Origin of the sequence: Wenzhouxiangella sediminis, assembly GCF_003410055.1 — a bacterium.
GTDB classification, from domain to species: Bacteria; Pseudomonadota; Gammaproteobacteria; order Xanthomonadales; family Wenzhouxiangellaceae; genus Wenzhouxiangella; species Wenzhouxiangella sediminis.
On the sequence record NZ_QUZK01000041.1, the window covers coordinates 17,425 to 36,542 of the forward strand.

General features: G+C 66.4%; 18 protein-coding genes. 11 read left to right on the top strand and 7 right to left on the bottom strand.

The genetic code is table 11. The features are described from left to right. Positions 1–19: 19 nt before the first annotated feature. From DZC52_RS10230 to DZC52_RS15550, 4 genes are all read right to left on the bottom strand, one after another. A complete protein-coding gene (locus tag DZC52_RS10230) occupies positions 20–1,741 on the bottom strand; it encodes a putative bifunctional diguanylate cyclase/phosphodiesterase (RefSeq protein WP_147307657.1) in 1,722 nt (573 codons plus the stop codon). 310 nt (positions 1,742–2,051) lie between these two features. Next, complete coding sequence (locus DZC52_RS10235) at positions 2,052–2,558, bottom strand: fasciclin domain-containing protein (RefSeq protein WP_245960802.1); 507 nt, start codon at positions 2,556–2,558, stop codon at positions 2,052–2,054. Between the two features lie 122 nt (positions 2,559–2,680). Beyond that, positions 2,681–5,227, bottom strand: coding sequence for a serine/threonine-protein kinase (locus DZC52_RS10240; RefSeq protein WP_116651052.1), 2,547 nt, complete (start codon positions 5,225–5,227; stop codon positions 2,681–2,683). A gap of 24 nt (positions 5,228–5,251) precedes the next feature. Then, on the bottom strand, positions 5,252–5,404 hold the full coding sequence (locus tag DZC52_RS15550; protein WP_181918894.1) for a hypothetical protein: 153 nt from the start codon (positions 5,402–5,404) through the stop codon (positions 5,252–5,254). A 363-nt stretch (positions 5,405–5,767) separates the two neighbouring features. Between DZC52_RS15550 and DZC52_RS15855 the strand changes: the two genes are divergently transcribed. From DZC52_RS15855 to DZC52_RS10255, 3 genes are all read left to right on the top strand, one after another. After that, the gene (locus DZC52_RS15855) at positions 5,768–7,828 is read left to right on the top strand and encodes a S8 family serine peptidase (protein ID WP_181918895.1); all 2,061 of its coding nucleotides are present in this window, start codon (positions 5,768–5,770) and stop codon (positions 7,826–7,828) included. A 159-nt stretch (positions 7,829–7,987) separates the two neighbouring features. Next, positions 7,988–11,284: a S41 family peptidase gene (locus DZC52_RS10250; RefSeq protein WP_116651053.1), complete on the top strand. Its 3,297-nt coding sequence runs from the start codon at positions 7,988–7,990 to the stop codon at positions 11,282–11,284. Positions 11,285–11,473: 189 nt separating this feature from the next. After that, entirely contained in the window at positions 11,474–12,205 is a 732-nt protein-coding gene (locus DZC52_RS10255; protein ID WP_245960811.1) for an Ig-like domain-containing protein, read from the top strand. Positions 12,206–12,238: 33 nt separating this feature from the next. Here the strand turns inward: DZC52_RS10255 and DZC52_RS10260 are convergent, their stop codons facing one another. Together DZC52_RS10260 and DZC52_RS10265 are read right to left on the bottom strand one after the other, a co-directional pair. After that, positions 12,239–12,619 (bottom strand): DUF3192 domain-containing protein, encoded by a 381-nt coding sequence (locus tag DZC52_RS10260; protein WP_116651055.1) that lies wholly within the window; start codon positions 12,617–12,619, stop codon positions 12,239–12,241. Between the two features lie 203 nt (positions 12,620–12,822). Next, positions 12,823–13,248: a DUF3429 domain-containing protein gene (locus DZC52_RS10265; protein ID WP_181918897.1), complete on the bottom strand. Its 426-nt coding sequence runs from the start codon at positions 13,246–13,248 to the stop codon at positions 12,823–12,825. A gap of 242 nt (positions 13,249–13,490) precedes the next feature. On the opposite strand from DZC52_RS10265, the gene DZC52_RS10270 reads away from it, so the two are divergent. The 6 genes from DZC52_RS10270 to DZC52_RS10295 all read left to right on the top strand — a co-directional run bounded on the left by DZC52_RS10270 (position 13,491) and on the right by DZC52_RS10295 (position 16,660). Beyond that, complete coding sequence (locus DZC52_RS10270) at positions 13,491–14,342, top strand: cytochrome c oxidase assembly protein (protein WP_220338331.1); 852 nt, start codon at positions 13,491–13,493, stop codon at positions 14,340–14,342. A gap of 25 nt (positions 14,343–14,367) precedes the next feature. After that, entirely contained in the window at positions 14,368–14,829 is a 462-nt protein-coding gene (locus tag DZC52_RS10275) for a copper chaperone PCu(A)C (RefSeq protein WP_116651057.1), read from the top strand. Further along, positions 14,826–15,431 carry an SCO family protein gene (locus DZC52_RS10280; protein ID WP_116651058.1) on the top strand — a complete coding sequence of 202 codons (606 nt, stop codon included), beginning with the start codon at positions 14,826–14,828 and terminating at the stop codon, positions 15,429–15,431. The genes DZC52_RS10275 and DZC52_RS10280 overlap by 4 nt, the downstream gene beginning before the upstream one ends. Positions 15,432–15,499: 68 nt before the next feature. Then, positions 15,500–15,736 (top strand): 50S ribosomal protein L28, encoded by a 237-nt coding sequence (rpmB, locus tag DZC52_RS10285; RefSeq protein ID WP_116651059.1) that lies wholly within the window; start codon positions 15,500–15,502, stop codon positions 15,734–15,736. An 11-nt stretch (positions 15,737–15,747) separates the two neighbouring features. Further along, complete coding sequence (gene rpmG, locus DZC52_RS10290; RefSeq protein WP_116651060.1) at positions 15,748–15,915, top strand: 50S ribosomal protein L33; 168 nt, start codon at positions 15,748–15,750, stop codon at positions 15,913–15,915. A 94-nt stretch (positions 15,916–16,009) separates the two neighbouring features. Further along, positions 16,010–16,660 (top strand): carbonic anhydrase, encoded by a 651-nt coding sequence (locus DZC52_RS10295; RefSeq protein WP_245960803.1) that lies wholly within the window; start codon positions 16,010–16,012, stop codon positions 16,658–16,660. A 16-nt stretch (positions 16,661–16,676) separates the two neighbouring features. On the opposite strand, the gene radC is transcribed toward DZC52_RS10295, so the two are convergent. Continuing rightward, complete coding sequence (radC, locus tag DZC52_RS10300) at positions 16,677–17,351, bottom strand: RadC family protein (protein WP_116651061.1); 675 nt, start codon at positions 17,349–17,351, stop codon at positions 16,677–16,679. Between the two features lie 107 nt (positions 17,352–17,458). Here radC and coaBC point away from each other — a divergent pair, with 107 nt between their 5' ends. Both coaBC and dut read left to right on the top strand, forming a co-directional pair. Further along, positions 17,459–18,691: a bifunctional phosphopantothenoylcysteine decarboxylase/phosphopantothenate--cysteine ligase CoaBC gene (gene coaBC / locus DZC52_RS10305; RefSeq protein WP_116651062.1), complete on the top strand. Its 1,233-nt coding sequence runs from the start codon at positions 17,459–17,461 to the stop codon at positions 18,689–18,691. Further along, positions 18,663–19,118 carry a dUTP diphosphatase gene (gene dut / locus DZC52_RS10310; RefSeq protein WP_116651063.1) on the top strand — a complete coding sequence of 152 codons (456 nt, stop codon included), beginning with the start codon at positions 18,663–18,665 and terminating at the stop codon, positions 19,116–19,118. Before coaBC ends, dut begins: the two co-directional genes overlap by 29 nt.

Consider the following 19,118-nt stretch of genomic DNA (forward strand, 5'->3'; position numbering starts at 1 on the left):
CCCGACCGATCCCGAGCGTTCAGGCCGGCGAAGATTCGGCCGGCTCGACCAACCAGGTTCGCGCGAATTCCTCTGCAGCAACCGGATGCCCGAAGTGGAAACCCTGGACGGAGTCGCAACCGAGTTCCTTGAGCATTTCGACCTGTTCGGCGGTTTCCACGCCTTCGGCCAGGGTTTCCAGCCCCAGCGTGCGGGCCATGCCGATGATCGTCGCCACGATGGCGCGCTCGCTCTCGGACTCGACCATCTTCTGGATGAAGGAGCCGTCGATCTTGAGTTTGTGAACGTTGAACTGGCGCAGGTAGGTCAGCGAGGAGTAGCCCATGCCGAAGTCGTCCAGCGCCAGGCCCATGCCCATCTCGCGCATGGCATGCAGGACTTCCCTCGCGCGCCGGGGGTCGACCGCGACGCTGTTTTCGGTCAGCTCGATCTCGAACAATTCCGGCTCGATGCCGGCCGTGTCGAGGATGTCTGTCATGCGCAGGATGAACTCGGGGTGGTCGAACTGCTGGGCGGAAACGTTGATTGCCAGCCGTCCGGGCAGTGCCAGACCGGCCGCACGCCATTCCCGGATCTGCTGGCAGGCATGGCGAGTGACCCATTCGCCCACCCGGGTCATCATGCCCCGCCTTTCGGCCACGGGAATGAATTCGGCCGGCGAGATCCATCCGCGCGTGGGGTGCTGCCAGCGCAGCAGGGTTTCGGCGCCATTGATGCGGCCGCTCGACAGGTCGAACTGGGGCTGGAAGGCCAGGTGCAGGTCGCCGTTGCCGAGTGCGAGATCGAGGTCGCGCGCGAGGTTCAGGCGTTCCTCGACCTGCCGCCCCATATCCGCGTTGTAGAAGCTGTACTGGTTGCGCCGGGACTTGGCCCGCGTCATGGCGATGTCGGCGTGGCGCAGCAGCTCCTCGGCATCCTGGCCGTCTTCGGGGAAACAGGCCACGCCGATGCTGGCCGAAATCGAGAGCCGCCCGGTGGCCGTCTCGACCGGCAGGCAGACGGTCTCGAGGACTTGGCGGGCCAGCGCGGCCGGATCGCTCGCCGGGGCCGCGAGGAAGAACTCGTCGCCACTGAAGCGCGCCAGCACGTCGTTCTGGCCGGCCAGCTCCTTCAGGCGCGCGGCCGTCAGCTGGAGCAGGTGGTCACCGGTGGCGTGCCCCAGCGACTCGTTAATCTCCCGGAACTTGTCCAGGTCCAGGTGCAGCGCGGCGACCTGTTCGCCGTGGCGACACGCCGAACGGAGGAGCTGGTCGAGCAGGTCCAGGCAGAGCGTGTGGTTGGGCAGTTCGGTCAAGGCATCGTGGAGCGCCAGGCGCTGGATCTGGCGACTGGCATCGACGAGGTCGGAGACGTTGACGTAGGCGATCACCACGCCGACGCCGTCGCGCAGGACCGGCGAGGCGCTGACCGAAAGCCAGACCGTGCGACCGTCGGGGCGGCGGACCTCCATCAGCTGATCGCGGATCTCCACGCCCTCGGTGAGGGCGCGCACGCTGGCGAAGCGTTCCGGCGGCATGGGTTGGCCGTCTTCGTCGAAGATCTCCCAGCCCTTGTCGTAGCGTCGGGTCAGGTGTTCTTCGCGCGTGACGCCCAGCAACTCTTCCGATGCCGGGTTGCAGTCGATGATCTGCCCGTCGGTGTCGGTGATCGTGATGCCGATCGGCACGACGTCGTAGATGGCCTGCAAGCGGGTCCGGACGGCCTCCGCTTCGCTCGACTCGCTTTCGTTGTTCTGGCCCAAACGCGTTCCCCAGGTTCCCTCGCCTGGCAATCCCCTGGCCCCTTCAGCCGCCTCCTTTTCGGACTCTAGCCGATTCCGGGGAGGACTGCCAGCGGCGGCTGCGCCGGCGCGTTCTATCGTTCTTTCGTTCCGACGCGTCTTGTTTTGCGGCTTGGATGAGATCGGTGGCACCAATCTCACCGACGCCCTCGACGCGATGCGCGCCGAACCAAAAAACCAAAGAACCAAAAAACTAAAAAACTTAAACAAAGAGCGCCCGCCGAAGCGGGCGCCCGTTCTACCATCCCGTGGAGGAGATTGGATGGAAGTCTTACGGCATGATGACGGTGTCGATCACGTGAATGACGCCGTTCGAGGTCATGATGTCGGTCTGGATGACCCGGGCGTTGTCGATCATCACCGTGTCGCCTTCGACCTTGATGTCGACCGTCGAGCCCTGGACGGTTTCGGCTTCGGACAGGTTGACCACGTCGGCGGCCTTCACCTTGCCGGCGACCACGTGGTAGGTGAGCACGCTGGTCAGGGCTTCCTTGTCGGCCAGCAGCGCGTTGAGGTCGGCCTCGGGAATCTTGGCGAAAGCTTCGTCGGTCGGCGCGAAGACCGTGAACGGGCCTTCGCCCGACAGCGTTTCGACCAGGCCGGCTTCCTGCACGGCCGTGACCAGGGTGTTGAACTGGCCGGCGGCGATGGCGGTCTCGACGATGTTCTTCTGTTCGGCCATGCCCTTGTCCTTGCCGTGGTCGTCGGCCAGCGCGGCCGTCGCGGTGGCCAGGAGCAGGGTGGCGCCCATCAGGGTCGTCATCTTGGCAATCTTCATGTTTGATCTCCGGTTGGTTTGAGTCACTCGCCTCGGTCGGCGATGGACGCATCATGCGCCTGGGGCATCAACGCGGAATCAACCAAAAATGAAGGACTTGTGTGGTCCGTGTGAGGATAGGGTCAACGCCCGGCGTCGATCCTTGCGAGCAGCTGCCTGGTGTCGGCCACTGCCGGGTGCGAAGCGTCTTCGTGGAGCAGGCGGTAGGTTTCGAGCGCCTGCCGCGCGTAATCGGCCGCTTGTTCGAAGTTGTGGCTCTGGAGGTGCAGTTCCGCCAGGGTCCGCAGGTTGTCGGCCACATGGTGGTGGCGCTCGCCCAGTTCGGCGCGGTTCATCGACAGGGCGCGTTGCAGCAGTTCGACGGCGCGCTCGAAATCGCCCAGCACCATGTGCGTGGCGCCGAGGTTGCCGAGCACCAGCGCAATGTCGTGGTGTGATTCGCCGTAACTGTTGCGGTAGATGTCGAGCGCTTTCTCCAGCAGGTTCAGCGCTTCGGCGTGCTGGCCGTCGGCACGCGCGACGCTGGCCATGGCGTTGTAGAGCACGGCCACGGACGGGTGTTTGTCGCCCATCACGCCGCGACGGATGGCCAGGGCCTGTTGGTAGTAGTCCCTTGCCTGCTCGAAGCGTTCGAGATTGGCGTTGGCCCAACCCATCTGGTAGAGCACGCTGGCCACGGCCGGATGCTCCGGCCCGAAGGCATTGCGGCGGATGGCGAGCGCTTCGCGGAAGGCCGGCATGGCCTCCTCGGCCTGGCCGGTCTGGACCAGCAGCGAGGCGAGGTTGGTCAGCGAGAAGCTGGTGGTCGGATGGTCCTCGCCCAGCACGCGCCGGCGCAGGACGATGGCGCGATCGTAGTGATCGCGAGCGATTTCGTGGCGATCGATCGTGGCGTAGAGCAGGGCCAGGTTGTTGTAGGACTCGGCCAGTTCGGCGCTGTCGGGACTGTGCTCGGATCGGATGGCCAGGGCGCGCTCGAGCAGTTTCCCCGCTTCCTCGAGGTGGCCCAGCGAGTAGAGGGTCAGGCCCAGGCCGTTCATGAACCGCGCGCGAACCGGCGGGGCCTCGTCTTCGACCAGGGCCAGCGCCCGGCGGTGGGCCTGCTCGGCCTCGCGGTAGCGGCCCTGCGACCCGAGGGTCTCGGCGCGCATCGCCCAGGCTTCGGCGCGGGCGACAGGCGGCGCGTCGGGGTCGTTTTCCAGTACCTCGACGGCCTCGCTGGCCAGCCGGCCCGCCTGCTCATAGTCGGCCAGGCCGCGGTGGACCCGCGCCAGCAGCCGGTACATCTCCGCCTGCACCTGGGGCGTCTCGCGCAACACGCGGATGCGTTCGGCGCCCCGATCGACCAGGTCCCGGGCGGTGAGTTCGCGGTTGCGCGCCAGCCAGGGATCGGCTTGTTCGAACAGGCTGACCAGGAACTCGCTGACGCGTTCGGTCTTGCTGGCCTCCAGTCGTGCGCGGTCGCGTTCCAGCGCCGCCTGGCGGGCCTGCCAGCTGGTGCCGGCAAGGCCGAGTACCAGCAGTAGGCCGGCCAGGGCGCTCAAGCCCACGGCAAAGGGATTGCGCTGCATGAAGCGGGTGGCCAGGTAGCGGCGCGTGGGCTCGCGCGCCAGCACCGGTTCGCAGCGACGATAGCGTTCGATGTCGCGGATCAGGTCGGCGGCCGACGGGTAACGATCTTCCGGGGAGAGCGCTGCGGCGGTCGCGATGATCGCGGCCAGGTCTTCGTTCCGTGCGCGGTCCGAGAGCCGCACGGCCAGAGACTGCGCATCGTCGGCAAACGCGGGGTCGAATCGTTCTCCGGTCAACATCCAGTACAGGAGGGCGCCCAGCGACCACAGGTCCGATTGCATGGAAACCGGTTCCCCGGCTCGCAGTTCGGGCGCCGACCAGGCGGGGGTAAGCGCGCGGATGCGGTTGTTCGGCTCCTCTTCTTCGCCGGCGAGCAGGCGCGCGACGCCGAAATCGAGCAGGCGCACGCGCCCGTCCTCGCCCACGCGCACGTTGGCCGGCTTGATGTCGCCGTGCACGACCCGGCGCTGGTGGGCATGGTTGACCGCCTCGGCCAGCCGCAGGAACTGCGCCAGGCAGGCCTGCGGATCATCGTGGTGCTCGTCACGGCAGCGGTTGAGGTCGCGACCGCTGATCCACTCCATGACCAGCCAGGCCTGGCCGTCGTCGGTGGTGCCCCCGTCGAGGATGCGCGCGATGTTCGGGTGGTCCAGGCGGGCCAGGAGCTGGCGTTCGACCGTCAGGCGGCTGCGCAGTCGGCGATCACGGCGGACGCGAATGACCTTGACCGCGGCATCCATGCGGAAGGCGCCGTCAGCCCGCTCGGCCCGATAGACGTGACCCATGCCGCCACGGCCGACCAGGCCCGTCAGACGCCACGGCCCCAGCCGCGTACCCGGGGAAAGCTCGGGATCTTCACCGTCGAGCTCGCTGACGGCCGAATCGGCCACCTCGCGAATCATGGCCTCGAGGTGTTCGGCCTTGTCGGAAAGGGCCTCGAGCAGCGGGCCCAGCCATTGCGTCAGTCTCGGACAGCGCCGCGCCAGGCGCCGCAAGCGTTCAGCACGCGCTTCCTCGTCGAGTTCCAGCAGGCGCTCGAACTCTGCGTCGAGAACGCGGCGTCGCAGCGGTGTGAGTCGCCCGGCCCGGTGATTCATGGACAGAGCCTTCCCCTTCGAGCGTCAGTCCAGGATGCGCTGGAACGACCCGACCGCCCGGTTTCCGGGGGCGATCAGGCGGTTCTCGCGAAGATCCTGCGTGTGCCGCCAGGCGGAGATGTCCGGGCCCGGCAGGGTCGGGGAATCGATTCCGAAGGTGATGTGGACGCCGCTCAAACCGCATTCCTCCCCGAATGGCTTGTGAGTGCAGGCACCAGGTGCCAACCGATTGGCTTCGATCGCCCCCTCCTGACGGATCTCCGGATAGTAGCACGCCGGTTTGTTTTGAGCGCTGGCTTGACAAGCTTCGCCTAATATGCGCAAGGTAAAAAGATGCGCTGTTTCACGAAGAACAGCGCATTCGTTTTGAATGGCCGCAAAAAATTGTCCTTTTCGTTCATCAATAGCGATTTCGTGCGACGCCGCCGCGGCGGCGTCGGCTCGTGATGAACGCGATTGCCGCCCCAAGGGGACCGGAAGGGGTAGCGGGATGCGAGGGCGGAGGCCATTCCGATCAAACCGCATAGTGGAGGAAGTTTCATGAAACATCGTTCTTCGCGACTGGCCGCGCTCGCGGGCGCGGCCGGTCTGCTCCTGTCCGCGACCGCCATGGCGGCGGACGGCCGATACATCATCCAGTTCGCCCCCGGCGCGGCCGGACAGGGCAAGGCGGCCGTCAAGGCCATGGGTGGCGATATCAAGGTCGATCTGTCGAATCGCAGCATCAACGCAGTCGCCGTGTCGATTCCCGAGCAGGCGCTCAACGGCCTTCGCAACAATCCCAACGTGATCAGCGTCGAGGAAGACGCCCGCGTTTACCCGATGGCCGAGACGGTCCCCTACGGCATCACGATGGTCCAGGCCGATCAGCTCAGCGATTCGAATGCCGGCGGCATCAACGTCTGCATCATCGACTCGGGCTACCACGCCGGTCACTTCGACCTGCAGGCCAACCCGGTCAACGGCCTGAATCTCAGCGGCAGCGGCGACCCGTTCATCGACAGCTGTGGGCACGGCACGCACGTTGCCGGCACCATTGCGGCGGTCAACAACGGCGACGGCGTCATCGGTGTGATGCCCGGCGCCAACGTCAACCTGACCATCGCCAAGATCTTTGGCGACGACGACTGGACCTCGGGTTCCTGCGGCTACAGCTACACGTCCAGCACCATCCAGGCCGCCTATGACTGTGCCGATGCCGGTGCCGACGTGATCAACATGAGTCTCGGCGGCAGCCAGGCTTCCAGCACGGCCGAACAGGGTTTCCAGGACCTGCTCGACAACTACAACGTGCTGTCCATCGCCGCGGCCGGTAACGACGGCACCACCGGCTACAGCTACCCGGCCAGCTATCCGTCCGTCGTGTCGGTCGCGGCCATCGACGACACCAAAACGGTGGCCGACTTCTCCCAGAAGAACGACCAGGTCGAGCTTTCCGGTCCCGGCGTGGCGGTCCTGAGCACCGTTCCGACCATCAGCGCCACGGCGGAAGTCGCGGGCACCAGCTACGTCGTTTCGGTGCTCGACGGGGCCGCCAGTGCGACTGCTTCCGGCACGCTGGTCGATGGCGGTCTCTGTGACAGCGCCGGAAACTGGTCCGGTGACATCGTGCTTTGCCAGCGCGGCTCCATCGCCTTCGGCGACAAGGTCGCCAACGTGGAAGCCGGCGGTGGTTCCGGTGCCATCATCTACAACAACGAGTCCGGCGGGTTCCTGGGCGTGATCGAGTGCAACGGCCCGTCCTGGCGTGCCTGCTCGGCCATTCCCGCCGTCAGCACCAGCGATACCGCGGGCGCCGACATGCTGACCCAGTTGGGCGCGAGCGCCACCGTCTCCACCCAGGCTACCGCCCCGGCCGACGGCTACGATTCCTACAACGGCACGTCGATGGCCACGCCGCACGTGGCCGGTGTTGCCGCCCTGGTCTGGAGCCAGGTGCCGACGGCCACCGCTGCCGACATCCGTGCCGCCCTGGTGGCCACCGCCGAAGATCTTGGTTCCTCCGGGCGCGATAACAGCTACGGCTATGGCCTGGTCCAGGCTGCCGATGCAGTCGCCTATCTCGGCGGCGATGGCGGCGGTGGTGGTGACACCAACGTTGCGCCTTCGGCCGCGTTCACATATAGCTGCGCCGAGCTGGCTTGCGACTTCGACGGCACCGGCTCGATCGACAGTGACGGTACGATCGCTTCCTACAGCTGGAGCTTCGGAGACGGAAACAGCGCGAGCGGCTCGAGCGCCAGCCACACCTACGGCGGCGACGGTAGCTACACCGTGACCCTGACCGTGACCGACGATGCCGGCGCCACCGACAGCACGAGCCAGGTGGTCACGGTGGAAGCTTCGACCGGCGGCGGTGGCGACATCTCGCTCAGCGCCAACGGCTACAAGAACAAGGGTCGCTGGACGACCGACCTGAGTTGGAGCGGCGCTACCAGCAGCGATGTCGACATCTATCGCGACGGATCGCTGCTGACGACCGTGTCCAATTCCGGTAGCTACACTGACGCCACCAGCTTCAAGGGTGGCGGCAGCCTGACCTACCAGGTATGTGAGGCCGGCAGCACCACCTGCTCCGACAGCGTGACCGTCGTCTTCTGATCGATCGGTCGCGACAGTCCTGAAGCACGGACGGGCCCGGTCACCCAAGGTGGCCGGGCCTTTTTCTTGTCCCGCCCCGGCGTGACCTTTGGCGCATGCGCCTACACGCACAATGGGTTAGTTTGGCGAGCCACTGTCCACCATTTTTCGGGGTATTAGATGAAAACGATCCTTAAACGCGCGGCGGCCTTCGCGCTGCTTTGCGGTGCCGTGGCCACCACGGCCAACGCGGCCGACGAGCCCACCCGCCTGCTCAGCCACCCCGCCGTTTCGGCCGATCACCTGGCTTTCGTCTATGCCGGGGACCTGTGGGTGAGCGACCGCGACGGTAACGATGCCCGCCGCCTGACGACCGCGGCGGCCGAAGAGAACAATCCGTATTTCTCGCCCGATGGTGAGCGCATTGCCTTCGCCGCCGAGTACGAGGGCAACATCGACGTCTACGTCATTTCAGCCGCCGGCGGTCAGCCGCTGCGCCTGACCTGGCATCCGGGCGCCGACATTCCGGTGGGCTGGAGCGCCGACGGTGAGTCGGTGGCCTTCGCCTCGCGCCGGGAAACCGACCACGGCCGCTCGGCCCAGCTCTGGCACGTGCCGGTCGACGGCGGCGCCCCGGCCAGGCAGATGGAAGCGCGTTTCTTCCGCGGTCGTTGGGATGCCGCCGGCGAGCGCCTGGCCTACATCGATCACGGCCCGGCCTACAACGGCCTCTACGGCGGCTCGGCCGGCTGGCGCGGCTATCGCGGCGGCACGACCCCGTCGGTCCGCATCATCGAGCCCGGCGACGGCGAGGTGATCGACATTCCCGGCGAGCGCGTCAACGACATCCAGCCCTTCTGGATGGGCGAGAAGGTGGTGTTCATTTCCGATCGCCACGAAAAGCGCCTGAACCTGCATGCCTTCGATACCGAAAGCGGCGAAATCGAGCGCCTGACCGACCAGGCCGACTGGGACGTACACTGGGCCGACGGCCACGGCGATCAGGTCGTGTTCGAAGCCGGCGGCGAACTGCACGAACTGGATGTGGAAAGCGGCGAACGCCGCACCCTGGCGATCTCGATCAGCCCCGACCTGCCCCAGCAGCGCACGGAGTGGACGAGCGTACAGGGCAATATCGAAAGAGTCGGCATCTCACCCAACGGCAAGCGTGTGCTGGTCACCGCCCGCGGCGAAGTGTTCACGGTGCCGGTCGAACACGGTTCGACCCGCAACCTGACCGTCACCGACGGTCAGCGCGAGTACCCGGCCCTGTGGTCGCCCGAGGGCACCGAAATCGCCTGGATCGTCGAGTCGCTCGATGGCCAGGAGCTGGTCGTCGCCGACCAGCACGGCGAGGAAATCACGCGCCACGAACTCGGTCCGGACTTCTACTCGCTCGAGGCCTGGGACGCCGAGCAGGGACGCATCGCCTATTCGGACAACGGCATCAGCCTGTTCACGATCGACCTCGAAGACGGCGATCGCACGCGCGTCGACCGGTCGGCCCGCATGGCCGGCTTTGACGTCGCCTTCTCCCCCGACGGTCGCTGGCTGGCCTATACGCTGAGCGGTGACAACTATCTGAGCGACCTGATGGTGCACGACTTCGAGTCGGGCGACTCGACGCGCGTCAGCGACGGCATGGCCGACGTGGCCTCGCCGGCCTTCAGCCGCGACGGCAAGTACCTGTTCATGGCCGCCTCGACCAACGCCGGCCCGGTGCAGTTCGGGCTGGACATGTCGACCCAGGAGCGACCCTACCGGGCCGGCATCTACGCCCTGGTGCTCGCCGAAGGCGATGATTCGCCGCTGGCGCCGCGCACTGGCGACGAGGAAGTCTCCGAGGAGAACGGCGAGGGCGACAACGGCGACAACGGCGACAACGGCAAGGAAGAGAAAGAAGAGACGATCGAGGTTCGCATCGACTTCGACGGCCTGGCCGGGCGCATGGTCGCCCTGCCGGTGGCCAAGGGCAACTATCGCGACCTGCAGGTGGCCGGCGACGGCAGCCTGTTCTGGATGCGTTACCCGCAGCCGGGTTCGACGGTGGAAATGCCCGGTGAGAGCAATACCGACGAGAATCGCCTGATGCGCTTCGATTTCGACAAGCGCGAGGCCTCGACGGTCCACAGCGGTCTCAACGGCTTCGACATCAGCGCCGCCGGCAGTCACCTGCTGATCTATACCAACGGCTCCGTTCAGGTGGCCGAGGCCGGCGAGAACATCGAGCCCGAAGCCGTCGACCTGTCGGGCCTGCGCATGCAGATCGATCCCGAACGGGAGTGGGCGCAGATCTTCAACGAGGGCTGGCGGATGCAGAAGGAGTACTTCTACGCCGACAACCTGCACGGCCTCGACTGGGATGCCGTCTACGAGCAGTACCGCCCGCTGGTCGACCACGTCGGCCGCCGCGAGGACCTCAACGCCCTGATGGTCGAGATGATCGCCGAACTGCACGCCGGCCACAATCGCGTCGGCGGCGGCGATGTCCACAGCGAGTCCGGGCCGGGTGCCGGCCTGCTCGGCGCCAACTACGCCGTCGACGACGACCGCTGGCGCATCGAGCGCATCTACACGGGCGAGTCCTGGAATGCCTTCCTGCAGGGGCCGCTGGCCCAGCCGGGCAACGAGGCCCGTGAAGGCGAGTACATCCTGGAAGTGAATGGCCGCGAGGTGACCGCCGAGGACAACCTCCACGAGCACCTCTACAACACCGTCGGCGAGCAGGTGATCCTGACCGTGGGTCCGGATGCCGACGGCGACGACTCGCGCGAGATCGTCGTCGAACCGGTCGACAGCGAGTACGAGCTGCGCCTGTGGGCCTGGGTGGAAGCCAACCGCAAGGCCGTCGACGAGGCCACCGACGGTCGCGTGGGCTACGTCTACCTGCCCAACACGGCCGGCGCCGGTTACACCTTCTTCAACCGCATGTTCTTCGCCCAGCTCGACCGCGAGGCGATCATCATCGACGAGCGCGGCAACGGCGGCGGCCAGGCGGCCGACTACATCGTCGAAGTGCTCTCGCGCCCGCACCTGTCCAACTGGGTGTATCGCCACGGCGAGATGTCGCGCACGCCTTTCGGCACCCTGCACGGTCCGAAACTGATGATGATCGACCAGGACGCCGGCTCCGGCGGCGACTACCTGCCCTACGCCTTCCGCGAGCTGGGCATCGGCCCGCTGCTGGGCACCCGCACCTGGGGTGGGTTGATCGGCATCTACGCCAACCCCGGCTTCGTCGACGGCGGCACCATGACCGTGCCGCACTTCCGCTTCGTCGATGCCGACAACCAGTGGTCGGTGGAAAACGAGGGCGTGGCGCCCGACATCGAGGTCGACCTTGATCCGGTGGCGACCAACAACGGCACCGACAGCCAGCTTCAGGCCGCCATCGAGCAGATCCTGGCGATGCTGGAAGACTACTCCGACGACATCCCGGACGAGGCGCCGCCGCTGCCGACCGAGCTCGGGCAGTAGGTCGCGTTCACCGCCGCGATTACACGAAAAAAGGCCCCGGATTCCGGGGCCTTTTTCTTGGGGTGCGGGAATCTCCCGGGCGGGCTTCTCACTGTCACTTTTTCCTTGCGATTAACGTTAAGTAAAGGGCAAGGCCGACAGGTCGCCGTTTCGAGAGGGTTTGGCATGCCAAGGCCGGGGTTCGCCGTGATGATCCTGCTTCTGGGCTGTTCTTCGCTCGCCCTGGGGCAGCGCGATGAGCGGCAGACTCGGGGGCGCGCTACGGATACGGATGTCACGAGCGAGGGCGATCGCGCCGCCCCATCCACTCGGCCGGCGGGCAACAGTCCTCCTTTGGCCGTCGATGACAGCTACACCACGGGCTTCGGCGAGTCGCTGACGGTAACGGCGAGCGCCGGACTGCTGAGCAACGACTTCGATCCCGACGGTGACTCGATCAACGTGCAATCAATCGAGGCGCCCTCGTTCGGCACGCTGAATATCGCTACCGACGGAAGTTTCACTTACACGCCCGATCCGGGTGCCAGCGGCGCAGAGGAATTGACCTACACGATTTCCGACGGATTCGAGACCGACCAGGGCGTGGTCACGATTACCGTCGAGGCCAACAATCCGCCGGTGGCTGTCGATGACAGCTACACGACCGGCTTCGGCGAGGTGTTGAACGTGCCGGGCACCCAGGGCTTGCTGGTCAATGATCTCGACCCCGACGGCGACTCGATCAACGTGCAATCAATCGAGGCGCCCTCGTTCGGCACGCTGAATATCGCTACTGACGGAAGTTTCACTTACACGCCCGATCCGGGTTTCAGCGGCACTGAAACGCTCACTTACAGCATCACGGACGGATTTTCCTCTGTTCAGGGTGAAGTCAGGATCGCCGTCCCGGCAGCCATATTCAGCGACCGCTTCGAGCCGTGAGCGGCCCCGATGATCGTGGCCGCCCAGGGCGTATTAGCCCAGGGGTCGGCCGGTCAGGTCGGTCCAGGCGGCCTCTCCCCATCCGACCAGCATGCCGTCGCGGAAGATCAGCGGCGTGGTCTCGTCACGGGTGGTCATGCCGTCGGCCTCGCGGCGCTGAGTGCGGTAGAACAGCACGCGGTAGTCGCCGTCGTCGAATTCCATCGACTCCGAGAACTCCGGCGTGCCCAGGCGCGAGCGCACCGTCTCGAGGGTCATGCCGGTCTCCAGCCGCGAGATCGCCTCGCGATTGCTGCGTTCCATTTCCTGCCAGTCGGCTTCGCGGTCGGCCTTGACGTCGCCCATGGCGACCACGCAGCCGCTCAGGGCAGGAACGGCCAGGGCCAGCGCGACGGCCGTAAGGGTCTTGTTCATGCATTCCTCCAGTCTGGTGTTTGCATCGGGACAGTGCGCATTGTTCCCGCGCAAGCCGCCGCGCACCAGAGCCAGAAGTCATGCCCTTGGGTCGTTGCGGTGTCGACTGTATGTTCATGGCAGGGCCGCGTCGAGTGCTTACCAACTGCACTCCCCAAACCTCTTGCGGCGTGAGTGATCGGTTCGGCGGGCAGGGTGACGAATCAGGCGCCCAGTTCGATCAGGACGGCCAGGATCAGCAGCGTGATCACGGACGCCGTGATGCCCATGCGCATGCGCCGGTACCATCCGGGCTGGGCCTGCCGGACCCAAAGGGACTCGGCCGTCCAGTGCAGCGCGAACAGCACGGCGAGCAGCAGGGCCGCGGAAATTGCCGGCAGCAGAAAGGCCGGCAGCGCGGCGAGCACGAGCACGATGCTGGCCACCAGCGGCGCTTCGGATTCCTGAGGCTTGTCGAGCGCCGCCACCCAGAGCGTGCCGCCCATGAAAGCCAGGATGAGCACGCCGTAGCCGATCAGCAGTTCGACCAGCCACTCCGGCGCGCCGGTCCAGGCCACCAGGGTCCAGGCGGCGAAGGGCAGCACGCCGGCCCAGCCCAGGATTCTTGCCGTTTGTTGTCTGTTTCTCATGGAACTCATCCCTCCTGTGATGACACCGGGCAAATCCGACAGGATGTCGTCGTGGTCGGGTCATTCCTTTCACCGCATGTTCGGCGAGGGGCTGCACGGGGTCAAGCAGCAGAAGGTGATTGCTCTGACGATGAACCGCGGTGCTCCGGCGCCGCCGTTGCCGACGTGAACGGCCGCAATCGGTCGCGGCGCGCTCACCGCCTTCGATTAGAATAAGCGGTTGCTCATGCAGTCTGATCGCGGTGTCCGAGTTCCTCGCCTTTTTCGTGCCCTGGGAGTTCAGCTGGCTGGTCCAGATCAGCGTCTGGGGCGCCCTGCTGCTGTACTTCAACGGCCTGCGCAAGACCCCGGCTGGAGAGCTGCCGGGCTATGCGCCGATCATCGGTTTCGTGCTGGGCGTGGTGCTGATGTACCTGGTCACGCAGACGCGCTTCGACTACTGGTCGCAGTACATGTTCTTCGTCCACCGCGGCCAGCATCTGGTGCTGCACCATCTCGCGCCGTTCCTGATCGCGCTGGCCATGCCCGCGCCGGTGCTCGCCCGCGGCTTGCCCGCCGGCGTGCGCGAATGGTTCGCGCGGCAGGCCTGGCTGCGGGCGGCCTGGGTGCCGATCTACCGCTGGCTGCAGCAGCCGGCGATCGCCTGCATCCTGTTCGTGGGCCTGATCGCCTTCTGGCTCACACCCGAGATCCATTTCGACGCCATGCTCAACGTGACCCTCTACTGGGTCATGAACTGGTCGATGGCGCTCGATGGCCTGCTGTTCTGGTGGCTGATGTTCGAGCGCGGGCGCGGCGGGATCACGCCGCGGCTCGGCTACGGCACGCGCGTGTTGCTGCTGTTTGCGGTGATGGTGCCCCAGATCATCATCGGCGCGAGCATCACTTTTGCCGACGCCAACTGGTTCGAGGTCTATGCCGTGTGCGGTCGCGCCTGGCCGCTCGACCCGATGACCGACCAGCACATCGGCGGCCTGATTACCTGGATTCCGGCGGCGATGATGAGCGTCATCGGTGCGCTGGTGATCCTGCGATTCTGGATTTACGACGACGCGGCGCGCAACGCCGCCCGCCCGGCCGCCGCCCGGGCCTGACCGAATGAATGAAAGGAGTGCCTGAATGAAGATACTGTCCGGTGTTGTACTGGTGATCGCGCTGCTCGCCGGCGCACTCTGGTGGGTGGCCGACATGCAGCCCGCCGAGCCGATCGAGATCGACAATCCCCGCGTGCGCCTGGTACCCGGCGGCGCGCCCATGGCCGGCTACTTCACGCTCACCAACCACACCGATTCGCCGGTTCGCCTGGTGTCGGCCGCGTCGGAGGCCTTCGATCACGTGATGATCCACCGCACCGTGGTCTCCGCCGACGGCAACGCCCGCATGGCGCACCAGGACGACGGCGTGCTGGTCGGCGCCGGCGAGACCGTCGAGTTCAAGCCCAAGGGCCTGCACCTGATGCTCATGCGCGCCCAGCGCGAGCTGGAAGTCGGCGAGGCGGTCGAGATCGTGCTGGGCTTCGAGGGGCTCGAGCCCGCCGAGCGAACCGTGGTCTTCACCGTGGTGCCGGTGACTTCGTCATGAAGCCCGTGCGCCTGGCGCTGACGGCGTTGATGCTGCTCGGGCTGTCTGCCTGCGCCGACCAGGGCTGGAACGGCAAGTCCATCGAGGGCCTGATGCCGGAACTCGAGTTCGAGCTCACCGCCGAGACCGGCGAGACGGTCACCGAATCGGTCTTCGCCGGCCGGCCGGTGGCGATGTATTTCGGTTTCACGCACTGCCCCGACATCTGCCCGACCACGCTCGCGCGCCTGGTCGCGGCCGTGCGCCGCTTGCCCGAGCCCCTTCAGGAGGAGTTGCAGCTTGCCTTCGTCAGTGTCGACCCCGGCCGTGACGGTCCGCAGCAACTCGCCGACTACACCGACGCCTTCAGCGAGCGCATGCTGGGCCTGACGGGCACGCAGCGCCAGCTCAAGGCGCTGACGCGGCGTTACCGCACCACCTACGGCTACGAAGACGAGCGCGCCGACGGCAGCTACAACGTCAGCCACAGCTCCGCGATCTTCGTCTTCGATGCCGCCGGCGAGCCGCAGCTGATGCTGCTCGACAGCCTCGGCGTGGCCGAAATTGCCGCCGACCTGGAGAAGCTGCTGGCCGAGCGGGCGGAAAACGCCGATAACGCTTGATCTGCAGGCGATTCTGGGGTATAAAGTCCGGCTCGATTGCAACCAAACCAATTTCAGGAACATTCGTCATGTCCCGAGTGTGTCAGGTGACCGGCAAGCGCCCGCTGGTCGGCAACAACGTCTCCCACGCCAACAACCGTACCCGCAAGCGGTCGCTGCCGAATCTGCACAGCCACCGGTTCTGGGTCGACAGCGAGAACCGCTGGGTCAAGCTTCGCGTCTCGGCGAAGGGTCTGCGCATCATCGACAAGAACGGCATCGACAAGGTCCTCGCCGACCTGCGAGCCCGCGGCGAACACGTTTAAGGAGCGTCATCATGGCCAACAGCGCGCGTGACAAGATTCGAATGGTTTCCAGTGCCGGCACCGGTCACTTCTACACCACCGACAAGAACAAGAAGAACACTCCGCACAAGCTGGAGATGAAGAAGTACGACCCGGTGGTGCGCAAGCACGTCATGTACAAGGAAGCCAAGATCAAGTAAGCGGCTTTCCGCTCACTTCGATTTTGCCGAAGCGCCGGGCCCTGCCCGGCGTTTTTGCGTCTGGGCGGCTGGTGCAGCCGCTCGGACCGCGCAGGTGGGCACCCATCGGGTCGGGCGCTACAATGCCGGCTTCCCCACCCGCTTTCCCGAGACCATGCCCGACCACCTGATCCGCGGCAATCGCGCCTGGGCCGAGGCCATCCTGGCCGAGTGTCCCGACTATTTTCATCGCCTGGCGGCGGTCCAGAAGCCGGACTATTTCTGGATCGGTTGCGCCGACTCGCGCGTGCCGGCCAACGTGATCACCAACCGCGATCCCGGCGAGATCTTCGTGCACCGCAACGTAGCGAACGTGGTGCACCCGGCCGACCTCAATTTCCTCTCCACGCTGGAGTTCGCGGTCGAGGTGCTGGGGATCGGCAAGATCATCGTGTGCGGGCACTACGGCTGCGCCGGGGTGAAGGCGGCTTCAGAAGATGTTGTCCACGGCCTGGCCGATCACTGGCTCGAACCCATTCGCCGCATTGCCCGGCGCAAGAGTGAGGAACTCGACGCCCTGGGCGAGGGCCATGCCCGGCTCGACCGTCTGGCCGAGCTCAACGTCGTCGACGGCGTCGGCCGCGTGGCCGAGTCACCCATCCTGCAGCGCGCCTGGCAGCGTGGCATGCACATCGAGATCCACGGTCTGATGTACGGGCTCGAGGACGGCCTCTTGAAGAACCTGGAGTGTTCGGTCGGTCACTGAGGCTGAGCCAGTCGCTTCAAACCAGGCCTCTTTCGGCCAGCGAAACGACCTCCCCGTCGCCGACGATGAAGTGGTCGAGCAGGCGGATGTCGACGAGCGCCAGTGCGTCGCGCAGTCTTCGCGTGATGGCGAGGTCGGCCTGGCTGGGTTCGGCGATGCCGGAAGGGTGGTTGTGGGCCACGATCAGCGCGGCCGCCCGGCGCGCCAGTGCTTTTTCCACCACCACGCGCGGGTGCACGTGGGCCGAGTCGATCGTGCCGGCGAACAACTCGTCGAAGGCGATCACGCGATGGCGGGTGTCCAGGTGAAGCGCGCAGAAGGCTTCGTGCGGGCGGTCGCGCAGTGCCGCGCGCAGGAATTCACGCGTGGCCTGCGGGCTGGTCAGCGGCTGACCGCGCTCGAGGTTCTCGCGCAGATGCCGGCGCGCCATCTCCAGGGCCGCCTGAAGCTGGGCGTACTTTGCCGGGCCCAGTCCCGGGGTGTCGCAGAAGGCGTCGACGTCGGCTTCAAGCAGTCCCCGGAGTCCGCCGTGGCGGCTGATCAGGCTGCGCGCAAGGTCCAGCGCGGACAGGCCGCGGGCGCCGGTGCGCAGGAGTATGGCAAGCAGCTCGGCATCGCTCAGTCCTTCCGGGCCGCCGGCCAGCAGGCGCTCGCGCGGGCGTTCGGTCATGGGCCAGTCGGCGATTCGCATGGCAGTTCTTCAAGTATGGTCACCGGGGCGTTATTCTGGTCGGCAAGCATGGGCCGATGAAATCGGCTCTTCTCCCGCTCCCGCGTAGGAAATCGACTCGACAATTCATGAGCGCGCTCGAAGGAAAGAAGGTGCTGGTCGGCGTGACCGGGGGCATCGCCGCCTACAAGACGCCTGAATTGGTGCGGCGCCTGCGCGATGCTGGCGCCGACGTGCGCGTGGTCATGAGCGCGGGCGCGGAAGCCTTCATCACGCCGCTGACCCTGCAGGCGGTCAGTGGCCATCGCGTTCGCACCCGGCTGCTCGACCCCGAAGCCGAGGCCGGCATGGGGCACATCGAGCTGGCCCGCTGGGCCGACGAGATCCTGGTGGCGCCGGCGACCGCGCACGCCATTGCCCGCTTCGCCGCCGGCCTGGCGGACGATCTGCTCTCCACCCTCGTGGTCGCCACCGAAGCCCGAATCTGGCTGGCACCGGCGATGAACCGCGTGATGTGGGCTTCGCCTTCGGTGCGCGACAACTGCAAGCTGCTCGAATCGCGCGGCGTGCGCATCCTGGGGCCCGGCTCCGGATCGCAGGCCTGCGGCGAGCAGGGCCAGGGCCGGATGCTCGAGCCCGAGGAACTGGTGGCGGCCCTCGGCGGTGGCGAGGGGCCGCTTTCGGGCCGACGTTTCGTGGTGACCGCCGGGCCGACGCACGAGCCGCTCGATCCGGTGCGCTTCATCGGCAATCGCTCCTCGGGCCGGATGGGCTTTGCCGTGGCCGCCGCCCTGGCCGAGGCCGGCGCCGAAGTCGATCTTGTCGCCGGGCCCGTCCACCTGGCCACCCCGCACGGCGTACGACGTCACGATGTCGGCACCGCCCGCGAGATGCACCGGGCCGTGATGGCCTGCATCGATGGCGCCGACGGCTTCGTGGGCGTGGCCGCGGTGGCCGATTATCGGCCGGCCAGCGAGGCGGGCGACAAGATCAAGAAGTCCGCGGAGTCGATGGCCGTGGAACTCGTGCCCAACCCCGATATCCTTGCCGACGTGGCCGCGAGGAACGACCGTCCGGCCGTGGTCGTGGGCTTCGCCGCCGAGACCCGCGACCTGGAGAACGCCGCCCGCGGTAAGCTCGAAGCCAAGAAGCTCGACCTGGTCGCGGCCAACCGGGTTGGCAAGGACCTGGGGTTCGACTCCGAAGACAATGCGCTTGAGGTTTTCAGTGCCGGGCGGCACTGGGCGCTGTCGCCGAAGGCCAAGACGGCCCTGGCGCGAGAACTGGTTGCTATCATCGCCGAACGAATGCTCGAGAGGGAAAGCCGATCCGATGAAAGACCTGAAAGTCAGGATTCTTGACCCCCGTCTGGGGCGCGAATGGCCGCTGCCGGAGTACGCCACGTCCGGCTCGGCCGGCATGGACCTGCGTGCCTGCCTGGAGGAGTCAAAGACGCTGCAACCGGGTGAAACCGCCCTGCTGCCTTCGGGCATGGCGATTCACCTCGACGATCCCGGGCTGGCTGCCGTCCTGCTGCCCCGCTCCGGGCTGGGCCACAAGCAGGGTCTGGTTCTGGGCAACCTGGTAGGCCTGATCGACAGCGACTACCAGGGCGAGGTCAAGATTTCCTGCTGGAACCGGGGGGATGCGGCCATCCACATCGAGCCGGGGCAGCGCATATGCCAGCTTGTCGTGGTTCCCGTCGTGCAGGTCCGACTCGACATCGTCGATTCGTTCGAGGCCAGCGAACGGGCCGAAGGGGGCATCGGGCACACGGGAGTGATCTGA